The organism is Modestobacter versicolor, assembly GCF_041028285.1.
Classification (GTDB): Bacteria; Actinomycetota; Actinomycetes; order Mycobacteriales; family Geodermatophilaceae; genus Modestobacter; species Modestobacter versicolor_A.
Genome location: NZ_JABGDB010000007.1, coordinates 31,485 through 47,835 on the forward strand (window position 1 = coordinate 31,485; position 16,351 = coordinate 47,835).

Annotated in this window: 17 protein-coding genes; 14 read left to right on the forward strand and 3 right to left on the reverse strand. The window is 75.9% G+C overall.

The window, feature by feature from the left end:
* The first annotated feature begins 151 nt into the window (after positions 1-151).
* From ftsH to HL054_RS18820, 6 genes are all read left to right on the forward strand, one after another.
* Positions 152-2,164 (forward strand): ATP-dependent zinc metalloprotease FtsH, encoded by a 2,013-nt coding sequence (ftsH, locus tag HL054_RS18795; RefSeq protein WP_369140597.1) that lies wholly within the window; start codon positions 152-154, stop codon positions 2,162-2,164.
* A 38-nt stretch (positions 2,165-2,202) separates the two neighbouring features.
* Positions 2,203-2,820 (forward strand): GTP cyclohydrolase I FolE, encoded by a 618-nt coding sequence (folE, locus tag HL054_RS18800; protein WP_440347956.1) that lies wholly within the window; start codon positions 2,203-2,205, stop codon positions 2,818-2,820.
* Positions 2,821-2,910: 90 nt separating this feature from the next.
* Positions 2,911-3,771: a dihydropteroate synthase gene (gene folP / locus HL054_RS18805; protein ID WP_369140598.1), complete on the forward strand. Its 861-nt coding sequence runs from the start codon at positions 2,911-2,913 to the stop codon at positions 3,769-3,771.
* Positions 3,764-4,126 (forward strand): dihydroneopterin aldolase, encoded by a 363-nt coding sequence (gene folB / locus HL054_RS18810; protein WP_369140599.1) that lies wholly within the window; start codon positions 3,764-3,766, stop codon positions 4,124-4,126. Before folP ends, folB begins: the two co-directional genes overlap by 8 nt.
* Positions 4,123-4,626: a 2-amino-4-hydroxy-6-hydroxymethyldihydropteridine diphosphokinase gene (gene folK, locus HL054_RS18815; protein WP_369140600.1), complete on the forward strand. Its 504-nt coding sequence runs from the start codon at positions 4,123-4,125 to the stop codon at positions 4,624-4,626. Before folB ends, folK begins: the two co-directional genes overlap by 4 nt.
* Positions 4,623-5,147 carry a DUF3180 domain-containing protein gene (locus HL054_RS18820; protein WP_369140601.1) on the forward strand — a complete coding sequence of 175 codons (525 nt, stop codon included), beginning with the start codon at positions 4,623-4,625 and terminating at the stop codon, positions 5,145-5,147. The genes folK and HL054_RS18820 overlap by 4 nt, the downstream gene beginning before the upstream one ends.
* Positions 5,148-5,161: 14 nt before the next feature.
* Here the strand turns inward: HL054_RS18820 and HL054_RS18825 are convergent, their stop codons facing one another.
* On the reverse strand, positions 5,162-6,346 hold the full coding sequence (locus HL054_RS18825; protein ID WP_369140602.1) for an ABC transporter ATP-binding protein: 1,185 nt from the start codon (positions 6,344-6,346) through the stop codon (positions 5,162-5,164).
* 26 nt (positions 6,347-6,372) lie between these two features.
* Here HL054_RS18825 and HL054_RS18830 point away from each other — a divergent pair, with 26 nt between their 5' ends.
* The 3 genes from HL054_RS18830 (at position 6,373) to HL054_RS18840 (ending at position 8,950) form a co-directional block, all read left to right on the forward strand.
* On the forward strand, positions 6,373-7,068 hold the full coding sequence (locus tag HL054_RS18830; RefSeq protein ID WP_369140603.1) for an ABC transporter permease: 696 nt from the start codon (positions 6,373-6,375) through the stop codon (positions 7,066-7,068).
* The gene (locus tag HL054_RS18835) at positions 7,065-7,787 is read left to right on the forward strand and encodes an ABC transporter permease (protein WP_369140604.1); all 723 of its coding nucleotides are present in this window, start codon (positions 7,065-7,067) and stop codon (positions 7,785-7,787) included. Before HL054_RS18830 ends, HL054_RS18835 begins: the two co-directional genes overlap by 4 nt.
* Positions 7,788-7,936: 149 nt before the next feature.
* On the forward strand, positions 7,937-8,950 hold the full coding sequence (locus HL054_RS18840) for a glycine betaine ABC transporter substrate-binding protein (protein WP_369140605.1): 1,014 nt from the start codon (positions 7,937-7,939) through the stop codon (positions 8,948-8,950).
* A 75-nt stretch (positions 8,951-9,025) separates the two neighbouring features.
* Here HL054_RS18840 and HL054_RS18845 read toward each other — a convergent pair whose 3' ends face one another.
* On the reverse strand, positions 9,026-9,634 hold the full coding sequence (locus tag HL054_RS18845; protein WP_369140606.1) for a DUF1684 domain-containing protein: 609 nt from the start codon (positions 9,632-9,634) through the stop codon (positions 9,026-9,028).
* Positions 9,635-9,727: 93 nt separating this feature from the next.
* Between HL054_RS18845 and HL054_RS18850 the strand changes: the two genes are divergently transcribed.
* On the forward strand, positions 9,728-11,350 hold the full coding sequence (locus tag HL054_RS18850) for a DUF6779 domain-containing protein (RefSeq protein ID WP_369140607.1): 1,623 nt from the start codon (positions 9,728-9,730) through the stop codon (positions 11,348-11,350).
* Here HL054_RS18850 and HL054_RS18855 read toward each other — a convergent pair.
* The gene (locus HL054_RS18855) at positions 11,347-12,099 is read right to left on the reverse strand and encodes an SDR family oxidoreductase (RefSeq protein WP_369140608.1); all 753 of its coding nucleotides are present in this window, start codon (positions 12,097-12,099) and stop codon (positions 11,347-11,349) included. The two genes, HL054_RS18850 and HL054_RS18855, sit on opposite strands and share 4 nt — an antisense overlap.
* A 300-nt stretch (positions 12,100-12,399) precedes the next feature.
* Between HL054_RS18855 and HL054_RS18860 the strand changes: the two genes are divergently transcribed.
* From HL054_RS18860 to HL054_RS18875, 4 genes are read left to right on the forward strand one after another with little or no spacing between them, the layout of a single operon-like run.
* Positions 12,400-13,365, forward strand: a complete 966-nt coding sequence (locus HL054_RS18860; protein WP_369140609.1) for a Rossmann-like and DUF2520 domain-containing protein — start codon at positions 12,400-12,402, stop codon at positions 13,363-13,365.
* Entirely contained in the window at positions 13,362-14,234 is an 873-nt protein-coding gene (panC, locus tag HL054_RS18865) for a pantoate--beta-alanine ligase (protein WP_369140610.1), read from the forward strand. Before HL054_RS18860 ends, panC begins: the two co-directional genes overlap by 4 nt.
* The gene (gene panD / locus HL054_RS18870) at positions 14,231-14,656 is read left to right on the forward strand and encodes an aspartate 1-decarboxylase (protein WP_369140611.1); all 426 of its coding nucleotides are present in this window, start codon (positions 14,231-14,233) and stop codon (positions 14,654-14,656) included. The genes panC and panD overlap by 4 nt, the downstream gene beginning before the upstream one ends.
* Positions 14,653-16,323: an L-aspartate oxidase gene (locus HL054_RS18875; RefSeq protein WP_369140612.1), complete on the forward strand. Its 1,671-nt coding sequence runs from the start codon at positions 14,653-14,655 to the stop codon at positions 16,321-16,323. The genes panD and HL054_RS18875 overlap by 4 nt, the downstream gene beginning before the upstream one ends.
* The last annotated feature ends 28 nt before the right edge of the window (positions 16,324-16,351 follow it).

Below are 16,351 nucleotides of genomic sequence, written 5' to 3' on the forward strand. Positions count from 1 at the left end.
CGACGAGCCGGAGGGCACAGCCCCCCGGTGTACCTTCGTGCCAACGACGTCGCCCCGCGGCGGGGTGCCCCCCAGGTTCGTGCGCGGCGTCCTGCGACGATCAGGAGGGTCGACGGGCGGTCCGGGCTCCCCGGCGGCCCGGTAACGGTGTATGGAACGTAAGAAGATCTTCCGGTCCGTCTGGTTCTGGGTCGTCATCGTCGTCGTGCTGGGCTTCGTCGGCTCCAGCTTCTTCCGCGGTGACGGCGAGTACCAGCAGGTGTCCACGTCGACCGCCCTGGCCCAGCTCGCCGACGGCAACGTCAGCTCGGCCACGATCAACGACAAGGAGCAGACCCTCGACCTGGACCTCGAGTCCCCGGTCGAGGGCAGCGAGAAGGTCAGCGCGTCCTACCCGGCCGGCGCAGCGGACGACGTGTTCTCCGCGGTCCGTGGCGCGGGCGAGGGCTCCGGTGCCGGCACCGACTCCTTCGACACCAACGTCACCCAGGACAACCTGCTGGTCAGCATCCTGGTCAGCTTCCTGCCGTTCGTGCTGCTCCTGCTGCTGCTGTTCTGGCTGTTCAACTCCATGCAGGGCGGCGGCCGCGGCGTCATGGCCTTCGGCAAGTCCAAGGCCAAGGTCGTCAGCAAGGACACCCCGAAGACGACGTTCGCCGACGTCGCCGGGGCCGACGAGGCGATCGAGGAACTGCACGAGATCAAGGACTTCCTGCAGAACCCGGTCAAGTACCAGGCGATCGGCGCGAAGATCCCCAAGGGCGTGCTGCTGTTCGGCCCGCCCGGGACCGGCAAGACGCTGCTGGCCCGTGCGGTCGCCGGGGAGGCCAACGTCCCGTTCTACTCGATCTCCGGGTCCGACTTCGTCGAGATGTTCGTCGGTGTCGGCGCCAGCCGGGTCCGCGACCTCTTCACCCAGGCCAAGGAGAACGCCCCGGCCATCATCTTCATCGACGAGATCGACGCCGTGGGCCGGCACCGCGGCGCCGGCATGGGCGGCGGGCACGACGAGCGCGAGCAGACGCTGAACCAGATGCTCGTCGAGATGGACGGCTTCGACGTCAAGGGCGGCGTCATCATGATCGCCGCGACGAACCGGCCGGACATCCTCGACCCGGCGCTGCTGCGCCCCGGTCGCTTCGACCGGCAGATCGCCGTCGACCGCCCCGACCTGCTCGGCCGGGTGGCGGTGCTCAAGGTGCACGCCACCGGCAAGCCGCTGGCCGACGACGTCGACCTGGAGACCGTGGCCCGCCGCACCCCCGGGTTCACCGGTGCCGACCTGGCCAACGTCCTCAACGAGGCCGCGCTGCTCACCGCCCGGCACGGTGGCACCCAGGTCACCGACGCCACGCTCGAGGAGGCGATCGACCGCGTGATCGCCGGTCCGGAGCGCAAGACCCGGGCGATGAGCGAGAAGGAGAAGAAGGTCACCGCGTACCACGAGGGCGGGCACGCCCTGGTGGCGCACGCGCTGCCCAACCTGGACCCGGTGCACAAGGTGACGATCCTGCCGCGCGGCCGCTCGCTGGGGCACACCCTCGTGCTGCCGACCGAGGACCGGTACAACCAGACCCGCTCGGAGATGATCGACACCCTGGCCTACGCGCTGGGTGGCCGGGCCGCGGAGGAGCTGGTGTTCCACGAGCCCACCACGGGCGCCGGCAACGACATCGAGAAGGCCACGTCGCTGGCCCGGTCGATGGTCACCCAGTACGGCATGAGCGCCAAGCTCGGCGCGGTGAAGTACGGCAGCACCGACTCCGAGCCGTTCCTGGGCCGGGACATGGGCTCGCGCCCGGACTACTCCGACGCCGTCGCCGCCGACATCGACAGCGAGGTGCGCGCGCTGATCGAGGCCGCGCACGACGAGGCGTGGGAGATCCTGGTCGAGTACCGGGACACCCTGGACCGGCTCGTGCTGGAGCTGCTGGACAAGGAGACGCTGTCCCGCGAGGACATGGACCGGATCTGCGAGGGCGTGGTCAAGCGCCCGTCGATGGCCCCGTACAACGGATTCGGGAAGCGCACCCCGTCCCAGCGCCCGCCGGTGCTCACCCCGGCCGAGGCGTCCCGGGTGAACGGCAACGGTGCGCACTCCCCGGACGTCGCCGGTCCGCCCGCCCCGGTCGGGGACGTCGGCGCCCCGGTCCAGGGCCGGTGACCGCCGCACCAGGGGGAGGCGCGGGCGAGGTCGACGGCGTGGGGCAGGACCCGCGCACCGCCGACCCCGTGGCCGCCCTGCCCGCGGGCGCGGTCGACACCGCCCGGGTCGAGGCCGCCGTCCGGGAGCTGCTGGCGGCGATCGGCGAGGACCCCGACCGCCCCGGGCTGCAGGACACCCCCGCCCGGGTCGGCCGCGCCTACGCGGAGATGTTCGCCGGGCTGGCCCAGGACCCCTACGACGTCCTGGCGACCACGTTCGACGAGGACCACGACGAGCTGGTGCTGGTCAAGGACATCCCGATGTACTCGACCTGCGAGCACCACCTCGTGCCCTTCCACGGGGTCGCGCACGTCGGCTACATCCCCGGCGCCGACGGACGGGTCACCGGCCTGTCCAAGCTGGCCCGGCTGGTCGAGGTCTACGCCCGGCGCCCCCAGGTGCAGGAGCGGATGACCCGGCAGGTCGCCGACGCCCTCTACGAGGTGCTCAAGCCGCGCGGCGTCATCGTGGTCATCGAGGCCGAGCACCTGTGCATGGCGATGCGCGGGGTCCGCAAGCCCGGCTCGACCACCATGACCTCGGCGGTGCGCGGGATCTTCCGCGAGAAGCAGGCCACCCGCAGCGAGGCGATGAGCCTCATCCTCGGCCGGTGACGGCGCCGTGAGCACCGCAGCGAGCGCCGGCGAGCGAAGGGCGGAGCGGGGCCGGAAGCGGCCTCGGGAGGCCGGGCCGGTGACGGCGCAGTGACGGCCACCCTGCTGCCGCGTCCCGGCCGCTGCCTGGTGATGGGCGTCCTCAACGTCACGCCCGACTCGTTCTCCGACGGCGGCTGCTACGCCGACCGGGACGCCGCGGTCGCGCACGGGCTGGAGATGCACGCCGCCGGAGCGGACTACGTGGACGTCGGCGGGGAGTCGACCCGGCCCGGCGCCGACCGGGTCGAGGCCGCCGAGGAGTGCGCCCGGGTGGTGCCGGTCGTCCGCGACCTGGCCGCCGCCGGCGCGCGGGTCAGCGTCGACACCACCCGCGCCGAGGTCGCCGCCGCGGCGCTGGAGGCCGGCGCCTCGCTGGTCAACGACGTCAGCGGCGGGCTGGCCGACGAGGGCATGGCCGCGCTGGTCGCCGAGGCCGGCGTGCCCTGGGTGCTCATGCACTGGCGGGGCCACAGCCGGGAGATGTACGCCGCGGCGCGCTACGGCGACGTCGTCACCGAGGTGGGCGCCGAGCTGACCGCCCGGGTCGAGGACGTGGTGGCCGCCGGCGTCGACCCGGTCCAGCTGGTGCTCGACCCCGGGCTGGGGTTCGCCAAGAACGCCGAGCACAACTGGGCGCTGCTGGCCGGGCTGGACCGGCTGGTCGGGCTCGGCCTGCCGGTGCTGGTCGGGGCCTCGCGCAAGACGTTCCTGGGCCGGCTGCTGGCCGGACCGGACGGCGAGGTGCGGCCGGTGGAGGGCCGGGAGGCGGCGACCGTGGCGATCTCGGTGCTGGCCGCCCAGGCCGGTGCGTGGGGCGTGCGGGTGCACGACCCGGTGCAGTCGCTGGACGCGATCCGGACCGTCGCCGCGGTGCAGGCGGCCGCGGCCGGGGGAGGCCCGCGTGGCTGACCGGATCACCGTGCACGGGCTGACCGGGCACGGCCACCACGGCGTCTACCCGCCCGAGCGCGAGCACGGGCAGACCTTCCGGGTCGACGCCGTCCTGGAGCTGGACACCGCTCCCGCCGCCGCGACCGACGACCTGACCAAGACGGTCCACTACGGCGAGCTGGCCCAGCAGCTGCACGCCGTCCTGGTCGGCGAGCCGGTCGACCTGCTCGAGACGCTGGCGCAGCGGCTGGCCGACGTCTGCCTCGCCTACCCCGTCGTCGACGCGGTGGAGATCACCGTGCACAAGCCCGAGGTCGACCTCGGGGTGCCCGCCGACGACGTCACGGTCGCCATCCGGCGCTCCCGCCGGTGAGCAGGGCCGTCCTGTCCCTCGGCGGGAACCTGGGCGACCGGGCCGGCACGCTGCGGTCGGCGCTGGTCGCGCTGAAGGAGCACGGCCTGGTCGCCCGGTCGACGCTCTACGAGACCCCGCCCTGGGGCCCGGTCGAGCAGCCGCCCTTCCTCAACGCGATCGCCGTCGTCCGGGGCGACCGGGACGCGGCCGGGTGGCTGGCCCTGGCGCAGCAGCTGGAGCAGGCCGCCGGCCGCACCCGGGAGGTGCGCTGGGGGGCCCGGACCCTGGACGTCGACGTTGTCACGGTCACCGCGGACGACGGGACGCCGGTGCTGTCCACCGACCCCGACCTCGTGCTGCCCCACCCGCGAGCCCACGAGCGGGCGTTCGTGCTCGTGCCGTGGCTGGCGCTGGACCCGACCGCGGCGCTGCCCGGGCACGGCCGGGTCGCCGACCTGGTCGCGGCGCTGCCGGCCGAGGACGTCGCGGGCGTCGTCCGCTGGGAGCAGTTGGCGTGAAGCCCGTCCGCCGGGTCGAGCTGGTGGTGCTGGCCGTCGCGGTCGCCTTCGCCACCTGGCTGGTGGTCCGGTCGGCCTACGGCTCGCTGCCGCCGTTCCGCTGGTGGCTGCCGGTGCCCCTCGGGGTGTTGGCCGTGGCCGAGGCGCTGGGCGCCCACGCGCTGCGTGCCCGGTTGTCCGCCCAGCGGGAGGGGCGGCGCAGCCCGGGCCGCGCCCCGGCGACCGCCGCCCGGCCGGTGGAACCGATGCTGGTGGCCCGGCTGGCGGTGCTCGCCCAGGCCAGCGCCTGGGTCGGTGCGGTGCTCGCCGGGGCCTGGGCCGGTGTGCTGGCGCACACCGGTCCGGCGGTCGGCCGGCTGACGGCCGCCACCGGCGACACCGTCACCGCCGGGCTCGGCGTGGTCCTCGCCGCCGGCCTGTCGGCCGCCGCGCTCTGGCTGGAGCACGTCTGCAAGGTCCCACCGGGCGGCGAGGACGACGACCAGGGCGACGGCCGCCCGCCCGGGGGCGTCCCGGCCTAGGAGTGCGTTGCCGGCTAGGAGTGCGTGGCCCCGGCCACCTCGGGCGCCTGGCCCTCGACCGAGCGGCGCAGCGCGGCGTGCAGCGACTCGGGCGTGAGCACGCCGCAGAACCGGTCGCCGTCGAGCACCGCGACCCAGCCGGCCTCCAGCTGCAGCATCGTCGCGAACGCTGTCTTCAGCGTGGCCGCCACCGGCACCCAGGCCTCCATCCGCTTGCAGGCCTGGCGCACCGTGCCGGAGCCGGCGGCGCGCTCGGCGGAGATCCAGCCGTGCAGCGACTGCCGGTCGTCCAGCACGACCGCCCAGCGGGCACCGGCCCGGTCCAGCGCGGCGCGGGCGTCGGCCAGCCCGTCGTCGACGTGCACGACCGGTGGCTGCTCGAGGTCGGCCAGGTCGATGCCGGTGACCGCCAGCCGCTTGAGCCCGCGGTCCGCGCCGACGAAGTCCGCCACGAACGGCGTGGCCGGGGAGCCCAGCAGCTCCGCCGGCGGGGCGAACTGCTCGACCTTGCCGCCCTGGCTCATCACCGCGATCCGGTCGCCGAGCCGCACGGCCTCCTCGATGTCGTGGGTGACGAACACGATCGTCTTGCGCACCGCCTCCTGCAGCCGCAGGAACTCCGACTGCAGCCGCTCCCGGACGATCGGGTCGACGGCGGAGAACGGCTCGTCCATCAGCAGGACGGCGGGGTCGGCGGCCAGCGCCCGGGCGACGCCGGCCCGCTGGCGCTGGCCGCCGGAGAGCTGGTGCGGGTAGCGGTCGCCGTAGGTGGCCGGGTCCAGGCCGACCAGCTCCAGCAGCTCCTCCACCCGCTCGGCGGTGCGCCGCTTGTCCCAGCCGAGCAGCCGCGGCACGGTCGCCACGTTCTTGCGGACCGACTGGTGCGGGAAGAGCCCGACGTTCTGGATGACGTAGCCGATCCGCCGGCGCAGCTGCACCGGGTCGACCCGGGTCACGTCGTCGTCGCCGAGCATGATCCGCCCGGTCGTGGGCTCGATGACCCGGTTGATCATCTTCATCGTGGTCGTCTTGCCGCAGCCCGAGGGGCCGACCAGCACGGTGAGCTCGCCGGCGGCGAAGGTCAGGTCCAGCTGCTGGACGCCGACCGTGCCGTCCGCGTAGGTCTTGCTGACGCCCTCGAGCCGGATGGCCTGGGCCGGCGAGGCTGCGACCGGGGGGAGGGGAGCGCTAACGTCCACGACGTGGCCTTCCTGACGGGCGCCCGGTGCTGAGCGCGGGCGGCACGGTGCTCGCCGCCGATGCGGCGCCGAACCCCTGGTTCGACCCCTCGTACGTGTCCGACAACTGGGACACCATCCTGTCCTACCTGGGCGAGCACGTCAGGCTGACGGTGGCCGCCGTGGTGCTCGGGGCGCTGATCGCCCTCCCGCTCGCGCTGGTCGCCCGCCGCAACCGCTGGCTCGCCGCGCCCGTGCTGGCGCTGTCCACGCTGGTCTACACGATCCCCTCGCTGGCGATGTTCGCCTTCGTCGCGCCGGTCACCGGCCTCTCGGCGACGACGGTGCTGGTCGGCCTGGTGCTCTACTCGCTGGTGATCCTGGTCCGGAACTTCCTCGCCGGCCTGCAGTCGGTGCCGCCGGACGTGCAGGAGGCGGCCCGGGGCATGGGCTACGGGCCGGGCCGGCTGTTCTGGCAGGTCGAGCTGCCGCTGGCGCTGCCGTCGTTCATGGCCGGCATCCGGGTGGCCACCGTCTCCACCGTCGCGCTGGTCACGGTCGGCGTCATCGTCGGGCACGGCGGCCTCGGCCAGCTGATCACCGGTGGGTTCAACGCGAACTTCTACCGGGCCCAGATCGTCACCGGGGCCCTCGGCTGCGTCCTGCTGGCGCTGGTCGCCGACCTGCTGCTGGCCGGCGCGGAGCGGGCGCTGACCCCCTGGGCCCGGCGGGCGCGGTCGTGAACCTGCTGCAGGAGGCCGTCAGCTACCTCAACGACCCGTTCAACTGGTCGCGGCCCAACGGGATCCTCGACCTGGGTGCGCAGCACCTGCGCATCTCGCTGATCGCCGTGCTGGCCGCGATGGCCATCGGCATCCCGGTGGGCGCGCTGCTGGGCCACGTCGGCCGCGGCGGCGGGTTCACCGTCGCGCTGTCCAACATCTCCCGGGCGGTCCCGACGCTGGCCCTGCTGACCGTGTTCGCGGTCACCCCGATCGGCTTCGGGCCGACCGCGACGACGATCGCGCTGGCGCTGTTCGCCCTGCCCCCCGTGCTGACCAACACCTACGTCGGCTTCCGCGGCGTCGACCGGGACGTCGTGGAGGCGGCCCGGGCGATGGGCATGGGCGAGCGGCAGGTGCTGGTCCGCGCCGAGCTGCCGCTGGCGGTGCCGCTGCTGATGACCGGCGTCCGCACGGCCGCCGTCCAGGTGGTCGCCACCGCCACCCTCGCCGCCCTGGTGGCCGGCGGGGGACTCGGCCGGATCATCACCCTGGGCTTCCGGCAGCAGGACTACGGCGCGGTGCTGGCCGGCGCGATCCTGGTGGCCGCGCTGGCGGTGCTCACCGAGCTGCTGCTCTCCGCGCTGTCCTGGGCCGTCACCCCCGGGCCGCGGCGGCTGCCGCTGGGCCGGGTGCGCACCCGGCGCCCGGAGGCCGCGGAGGTCGCCGCCGCGGCCTGAGCCCGCCCGGGTCACCGGCAGGTCACGGTGGTGCACAACGGACTTGCCCCGGAGGCCGTGCGAGGGGTTGAGTGTCCGACGCGGGACACCTCCCGCCAGACACGCGTGGGGCTCCGACCGGGCTCCACGGGACACAGAAGGCGGACCTGATGCGCACGCGTCGTCGTTCCCGGAACATCCTCCCGATCGCGGCCATCGCCGTCGTGCTCGCGACCGCCGCCTGCGGGGAGTCCGGTTCGTCCGGCACCGGCGGTGGCGCCGAGGCCGGCGGTTCCGCCTCCGGCGACGCCTGCGCCCCGGTCCCCGGCGACCAGCTGGTCGTCCTCGAGGACGACAAGGGCCTGCAGAACGCCGACAACATCGTCCCCGCGGTCAACGCGGCCGCGGCGGCCGCCAACCCGGCGCTGGTCGAGGCGCTGGACACGGTGTCCGCGCAGCTCACCGAGGACGACCTCATCGGCATGAACAAGGCCGTGGACATCGACCGGCAGAGCGCCGCCGACGTGGCCGCCGCCTACGTGTCGGAGAACGGGCTCGGCGAGGGCGTCACCGGTGGCAGCGGGCCGGTCGTGGTCGGTGCTGCGGACTTCAGCGAGTCCCAGGTGCTGGCCAACGTCTACGCCGGCACGCTCACCGCCGCCGGCTTCCAGGCCACCGTGCAGACCGTCGGCAACCGCGAGCTCTACCTCCCGGCGCTGCAGCGCGGCGAGATCCAGGCGTTCCCGGAGTACCTGGCCACCGTCGCCGACATCATCAACACCTCGGTCGACCCGAACGCCGACCCGATCGCCACCAGCGACGCCGACGAGACCCTCGCCGCGCTCGAGCCGGTCGCCGAGCAGTACGGCCTGGTCTTCGGCCAGCCGGCCGAGGCGACCGACCAGAACGCCTTCGCGGTGACGACCGAGTTCGCCGACGCCGTCGGCGTGACCACGCTGTCCGAGCTGGCCGAGGCCTGCGGCGACGGCTCGCTGACCCTCGGCGGCCCGGGCGAGTGCCCGACCCGGCCGCAGTGCCAGCTCGGCCTCGAGGAGACCTACGGCCTCGAGTTCGCCAGCTTCGACGAGTACGACGCCGGCGGCCCGCTGACCAAGGCCGCCATCCAGCAGGGCGACGTCTCCATCGGCCTGGTCTTCAGCTCCGACGGCGCCCTCGCCCAGTAGAAGGACCTCCCTGCCCCCCACCCCTCGCAAGCTCGGGGCGGGACCCTGCAGGCAGGCCGACTGCCGGCTGCGCCGTCAGTACCAGCCGCCGGGGGGCAGCTGCTCCCCGGCGGCGACGACGGTGTCCACCCGGTTGCCCGCCGGGGCCAGCGGGCAGGTCCAGCGCGGGTCGTAGGTGCACGACGGGTGGTAGGCCAGGTTGAGGTCGACCACCAGCCGCCCGTCGTCCCCGCCGAGGTCGGCGCCCTTGATGGTGTCGAGCAGGTACCGCCCGCCGCCGTACGTCGTCGTCCCGGCGCTGCCGTCGCGCAGCGGCAGGAACAGCCCGCCGCCGTAGCCGCCGACCCACCAGACGTCGAGCCGGCCGACGTCGCCGAGCGTCACCCGGCCGATCCGGTCCAGCACCACGACGCCGTCGGCGGCGGTCGGCACCTCCCGCCGCTCCGGCTCCACGTCGGTGTCCACCGGGACGACGAAGCGCAGCGCCGGGTCGTAGGGCGCGAACGGCAGCCCGGGGGACGCGGCCCGCGCCTCCGGGGCCAGCGGTGAGTCCGGGTGGTCGCGCACCAGCACGTCGCGGCCGGCCCGCCAGGTCGCCCAGCCCTCCTCGGGGTCGTCGGCGGCGCGGACGTCGGCGTAGAGGGCGGCGACCCGCCGCCGCCAGTCGAGCAGGGTGAGGGTCACCGGCCCCACCCTGCCACCGGGGCCTGCGACCCGGCGTGCTCGCGCCGCGTCGCTGCCCCGGTGCGGGGTGCTCCGGCCTCTAAGCTGGGCGGCATGGGAGGTCGCCGGGACGACAGCGCCCCGGCACGGGGTGGCCTGCCCCCGGTGCCCGCGCGTCCGGCGTCCGCGCTGGCGATCGCGCTGGCCCCGGCGCCCGCCGCCCCCGCGGAGCTGCCCGCCCCGGCGCCCCGCGGCCGGCGGGGCTGGCTCGTGGTCGGCCTCGTGCTGGCCGCCGCCGCCACCGCTGCGGTCTTCTTCACCGACGACCCGCTGTACCTGCGGGTGGCCCTGCTCGCCGTCTGCTGGGCCTTCGTCGTCGCCGCGTTCCTGGCCGGCGACCGCCGCGCCGACCGGCTGGCCGCCGCCGGCCGCGAGGCGGAGCTGCGGCACGCCTACGCCCTCGAGCTCGAGCGCGAGGTGTCCGCCCGGCACGCCTACGAGGTGCAGCTGGAGAGCCGGCTGCGGCGCGAGGCCGAGGACGCCATGCGCACCGAGCTGACCCAGCTGCGCGGCGAGCTGGCCGGTCTCGGCACGCTGCGGGACGAGGTCGCCGCGATCGGCCAGCTGCGCACCGAGCTGGCCGCGCTCACCGAGCTGCGCGGCGAGCTGGCCGGCCTGGGGGAGCTGCGCACCGACCTGGGCCGGATGCGCTCCGAGCTCACCGAGCAGCTCTCCGGCGAGCTGCTGGTCGAGCGGATGGTCATGCGCGCCCAGTCCGTCCGAGGCCCGGCACAGCCGACCGGAGAGCCGTCCGACGCCCGCACGCTGGAGGGCGTCCCGGCCTGGGAGGCGCCGGAGGGCTGGGAGGTCGACCGCTGGGCGGAGACCCACGTCGTGCCCGCCGAGCCCCGGGCAGCGGCTCCCGACCTCTGGCCGGCCGCCGCCGACGGCCCCGAGGTCCACGTCTCCCGCGCCGACCCACCCGCCGTCCCGACGGTGAGCTCCGCGGACGTGACGCAGGCGCGGCCGGAGACCCGCGTCGCCGCGGACGAGCCCGCGCCCCGGCTGGTCGGCGGCCCGCCCCCGGTGCCGCCACCGGCGCCACCGCGGGTGGTCCCGCCGTCGCCGCTGGAGTGGCTGGGTGAGCGGTCGCTGGTCGACGAGCACGGCCGCCCGACCGGAGAGCTGCCGGTCGCCGTCCCCGAGGAGCCCCGCCGCCACCGGCGCCGCGCGCCGGAGCCCGCGGACGACGGGCTGCTGGACCGGCCCGCGTCCCCGCTCCCCGTGCCGGCGTACGAGCCGCCGTCGCTGCCACCGGTCCCGGCGGACGAGCCGCCGGCCCTGCCGCCGCTGTCCTCCGGGACTTCGTCGGCTGCCCCGGCCGACCCCGCGCCGTCGCGGTACGACAGCTCGGCCTACGACGAGATGCTCTTCGGCACGTCCGTCCTCCGGCCGTCCACCGACGTCCCGGCCGACGAGCCCGGGCCCGGCGGTCAGCCCTGGTCCCCGGCCGCCCCGGGCGGGTCGTCCTTCGGGGCGCGGGACCACGACCCGGCCGGCTACCGCGACGGCCCGGCCGCGCCGCGCGAGCCGTCCGGGCACGCCCGGCTCGAGCAGATCCTGGCCGAGAGCGGGGTCGAGGCGCCCAGCGGCAGCCGGTCCCGCCGGCGCCGCTACCGCGACGAGGACGGCGGGACCGGCGAGGACGACGTGCTCGCCCGGCTCCTCGGCCGCTAGATCGGGCCGCGGGACAGCGCGCCGCCGTCGAGCACGAGCGTCTGCCCGGTGACCCAGCCGGCGCCGTCGCCGAGCAGGTAGGCCGCCGCCTCCCCGATGTCCTCCGGGGTGCCCAGCCGGCCGACCGGGTACTGCTGGGAGACCTCGTCCTCGCGGCCGGTGAACAGCGCCTCGGCGAACCGGGTCTTCACCACCGCCGGGGCGACCGCGTTGACGCGCACCTTCGGGCCGAGCTCCACGGCCAGCTGGGTGGTGAGGTTGACCAGGGCGGCCTTGCTCACGCCGTAGGCGGCGATGCCCTCGCTGGACTTCAGCCCGGCGACCGAGGCGACGATCAGCACCGAGCCGCCGTGCTCGGCCATCCACGCCTTCCACGCCTCCTGCACCAGGCCGAGGCTCGCCACGACGTTGGTGTCCAGGATCTTGCGGAACGCGTCGAGCGGGGCGTCCATCAGCGGGCCGAACACCGGGTTGATCCCGACGTTGCCGACCAGGTGGTCCAGGCTGCCGAAGGTCTCCACCGCCGTGCGCACGGCCTCGGCGCGGTGCTCGGGGTCGCCGGCGTTGCCGGCCACCGCCACCGCCCGGTCCGGTCCGCCGAGCTGCTCGACGGCCGCGGCGAGGGCGTCGGCCTTGCGGGCGGTGACCACCACCCGGGCGCCCCGGTCGACCAGGCTCTGCGCGATCGCCAGGCCGATGCCGCGGCTCGCCCCGGTGACCAGTGCGGTGCGTCCCTCGAAGCTGCTCACCGTGCTCCTCCTGCTCGTCGGCCGGCTCCGCTGCCGGCGCGGAGCCAACCTAGCCGGGGCCCCGGGGCGTGGTCCGGCCACCCGGGTGAGTCAGCACACACCTCCGCACCGTTGCGGCGGACGACGGGCGGACACACACTCGCCTACGGCGGGACACCCGCGTGACACACCCGGCGACGGGTGGTTGCAGCGGGCCGAGCGCCGACCAGCACGACCCAGCACCACGGCCCACGACGACGTGGGTCGCCGAGCGACCTGAGTCCGGTACCCGCGAGGGACTGGAACGAGAGGTGCACCGGGATGTCCGTCCGTCCCTCGCGCGGTCCTGCCCCGCGACCCCCTGTCCTCCCCGCCGCGGGCCTGGCCCCGGCCGCCGAGGCGCCCGCCCGGCTGCGTGTCGGGGTCGTCGGCGCCGGCCGCGTCGGAGCCGTCCTCGGTGCCGCGCTCGCCGCCGCCGGGCACGACGTCGTCGCCGCCTCGGGCCTGTCCGCCGCCTCCGCGGAGCGCGCCGCCCGGCTGCTGCCCGGCGTCCCGCTGCTCCCCGCCGACGAGGTCGTCGCCGCCAGCGACCTGGTCGTGCTCGCCGTGCCCGACGACATCCTCGCCGGGCTGGTCGCCGGCCTGGCCGAGACCGGTGCCTGGCGCCGCGGCCAGCTCGTCTTCCACACCTCCGGCGCGCACGGCCTCGCCGTGCTGGCGCCCGCCGAGGGGGCGGGGGTGCTGCCGCTCGCGCTGCACCCGGCGATGACCTTCTCCGGCGGCCCCGAGGACGCCGACCGGGTGGTCGCCGCGCCGTTCGGGGTCACCAGCCGGCCCGAGCACCGCGCGGTCGCCGAGACCCTCGTCCTGGAGATGGCCGGCGAGCCGTTCTGGGTCGACGAGTCCGACCGCGGGCTCTACCACGCCGCCCTGGTCACCGGCGCCAACCACCTGGTCACCCTGGTCGCCGAGGCGGCCGACCTGCTGCGCACCGCCGGCGTGGCCGACCCGGCCAAGGTGCTCGGCCCGCTGCTGACCGCCGCCCTGGACAACGGGCTGCGCCGCGGCGACCGCGGGCTCACCGGTCCGGTCAGCCGGGGCGACGTCGGCACGGTCGCCGCGCACCTGCAGACCCTCGGCGAGCGGGCGCCGTCCGCGGTCGACGCCTACGTGGCGCTCGCCCGGCGCACCACCGAGCGCGCGCTGGCCGCCGGCCGGCTCAAGCGGCACGAGGGCGCCCCGCTGCTGGAGCTGCTCAGCGGCTCGACCGAGGACGCCGCGCGGTGACCGCCGCCCCCGTCGTCGCCGAGACCACCGCCGAGCTGCGCAAGCTCCGCGGCGAGCTGCCCGGCCCGGTCGTGCTGGTGCCCACCATGGGCGCCCTGCACGAGGGGCACCGCGCGCTCGTCCGCGCGGCGCGCGAGCTCGGCGGCAGCGTCGTGGTCTCCGTCTTCGTCAACCCGACCCAGTTCGGTCCGGGCGAGGACTTCGACCGGTACCCGCGCACCTGGGACGCCGACCTGGCCGCGCTGGCCGAGGAGGGCGCCGACCTGGTGTTCCACCCGCCGGTCGACGAGGTCTACCCGGCCGGGCAGGTGGGCGTCACCGTGCAGCCCGGTCCGCTGGGCGACGTGCTGGAGGGCGCGGTGCGGCCCGGGCACTTCGCCGGGGTGCTCACCGTCGTCGCGAAGCTGTTCGGGCTGGTCCGGCCGGACGTCGCCGTCCTCGGTGAGAAGGACTACCAGCAGCTGACGCTCATCCGGGCGATGGCCCGCGAGCTGGCGCTGGGCGTGGAGGTGGTCGGCGTCCCGACCGTCCGCGAGGACGACGGCATGGCGCTGTCCAGCCGCAACCGCTGGCTGTCGGCGGAACAGCGGGGTGCCGCCGCGGCGTTGTCAGCTGCACTCCGGGCCGGCGCGGCCGCAGGTCCGGAGGGGCCCGACGCCGTCCTGGCCGCCGCCCGGCGGGTGCTCTCCGCCGAGCCGGACCTGCTCCCGGACTACCTGGAGCTGACCGGCCCCGACCTGGGGCCGGCACCGACCGCCGGACCCGCCCGGCTGCTGGTCGCCGCCCGCGCCGGCAGCACCCGGCTCATCGACAACACCGCGGTCAGCCTCGGCTCACCCACCCACCAGCCCACGGGAGCCACCCGATGATGCGCACCATGCTCAAGAGCAAGATCCACCGGGCCACGGTGACCCAGGCCGACCTGCACTACGTGGGCTCGGTGACCATCGACGAGGACCTGCTCGACGCCGCGGACCTGCTGCCCGGCGAGCAGGTGGCGATCGTGGACGTCACCAACGGCGCCCGGCTGGAGACCTACGTGATCCCCGGCGAGCGCGGCTCGGGCGTGATCGGCATCAACGGTGCCGCCGCGCACCTGGTGCACCCCGGCGACCTGGTGATCCTGATCAGCTACGGCCTGATGGACGAGACCGAGGTGAAGTCCTACCTGCCGAAGGTCGTGCACGTCGACGCGGCGAACCGGGTCGTCGAGCTCGGCGGGGACCCGTCCGCCCCGGTCCCGGGAGCCGTGGACCAGCAGCGCAGCCCGCTCGGCGTCCCGGTCCGTTGACCGGGACGGCGGTCGTCCAGGCCGCCGGGCTGCCGTTGCGGCTGCGGGCGCCGGCGCCCGGCTGGGAGCTGACCGCCGACGTCTGCGTCGTCGGCTCCGGCGTCGCCGGCCTCTGCGTGGCGCTGCACGCCCGCGCCGCCGGGCTCTCGGTCGCCGTCGTCACCAAGGTCGAGGTGGACGACGGGTCGACCCGGTGGGCGCAGGGCGGGATCGCCGCCGTGCTCAGCGCCACCGACACCCCCGCAGCGCACGCCCGGGACACCGAGGTCGCCGGTGTGGGGCTCTGCGACGCCGAGGCGGTGCGGGCGCTGGTCACCGAGGGGCCCGAGCGGCTGCACCAGCTGATCACCTGGGGTGCCGCCTTCGACAGGGACGGCGCCGGCCACCTGCTGCTCACCCGCGAGGGCGGCCACTCCACCGACCGGATCGTGCACGCGGGCGGGGACGCCACCGGCGCCGAGGTGCAGCGCGCCCTGCGCGACGCGGTGGCCGCCGACCCGGGCGTGACGCTGGTCGAGCACGCGATGGTGCTGGACGTCGTCCGGGACGAGGCCGGCCGCGTCGCCGGCGTGACCCTGCACGTGCTGGGGGAGGGCAGCGCCGACGGGGTCGGCGCCGTCCGGGCGCGGGCCGTGGTGCTGGCCACCGGCGGGATGGGCCAGGTCTACGCGGCCACCACCAACCCCGGCGTCTCCACCGGTGACGGCGTCGCCCTGGGCCTGCGGGCCGGCGCGGTCGCCACCGACCTGGAGTTCGTCCAGTTCCACCCCACCTCGCTCTACCTCGGCCCCGGCGCCCGCGGCCAGCAGCCCCTGGTCTCCGAGGCGCTGCGCGGCGAAGGTGCGGTGCTGCGCGACGGCGCCGGCGAGCGGTTCATGGTCGGCGTCCACGAGCTCGCCGAGCTGGCCCCGCGCGACGTCGTCGCCAAGGCCATCACCCGGGTGCAGCTGCGCGACGGCGTCGACCACGTGTGGCTCGACGCCCGCGAGGTGGCCGGGCTCGCCGAGCGCTTCCCGACCATCGTCGCCCGCTGCCGGGAGGCCGGCATCGACCCGGTCACCGAGCTGGTGCCGGTCACCCCGGCCGCGCACTACGCCTCCGGCGGGCTGGCCACCGACCTGTCCGGCCGGACGACGGTGCCCGGGCTCTACGCCTGCGGCGAGGTCGCCTGCACCGGCGTGCACGGCGCCAACCGGTTGGCCTCGAACTCGCTGCTCGAGGGGTTGGTGTTCGCCGGCCGCATCGGGGAGGCGCTGGCCCGCGAGCTGCCGGTGCCCTCGCCCGCCGAGCCGGCCGACCCCCGCCCCGAGGGCCTGGTCGACGCCGCGGCGCGCACCGAGCTGACCGCCACCATGTCGGCCCGGGTGGGCGCGCTGCGCAGCGGCACCGGGCTGGCCGAGGCCGCGGACCGGCTGCTGGCGCTGGGGGAGCGGACCACCGCCGTCCCCGGGGTGCCCGGCTGGGAGACCACCGACCTGCTCACCGTCGCCACCGCGATCACCGCCGCCGCCGCGGCCCGCGAGGAGACCCGTGGCTGCCACTGGCGGGAGGACCACCCCGACGCCGAGGACGCCTGGCGGGTGCACCTCGACGTCCGGCTGGACGCGGGCGGCGAGGTGACCCTGTCCCGGCGACCGGTCGGGGAGCCCGTGGAGGTGCACTGGTGAGCGAGCATCGCAGCGAGCGCCAGCGAGC

Bases quoted from the DNA above. Each gene is read 5' to 3' on its own strand.
- HL054_RS18860 (WP_369140609.1), top strand. From the start codon at position 12,400: ATGTCCGTCCGTCCCTCGCGCGGTCCTGCCCCGCGACCCCCTGTCCTC.
- panD (WP_369140611.1), top strand. From the start codon at position 14,231: ATGATGCGCACCATGCTCAAGAGCAAGATCCACCGGGCCACGGTGACC.
- ftsH (WP_369140597.1), top strand. From the start codon at position 152: ATGGAACGTAAGAAGATCTTCCGGTCCGTCTGGTTCTGGGTCGTCATC.
- HL054_RS18840 (WP_369140605.1), top strand. From the start codon at position 7,937: ATGCGCACGCGTCGTCGTTCCCGGAACATCCTCCCGATCGCGGCCATC.
- HL054_RS18850 (WP_369140607.1), top strand. From the start codon at position 9,728: ATGGGAGGTCGCCGGGACGACAGCGCCCCGGCACGGGGTGGCCTGCCC.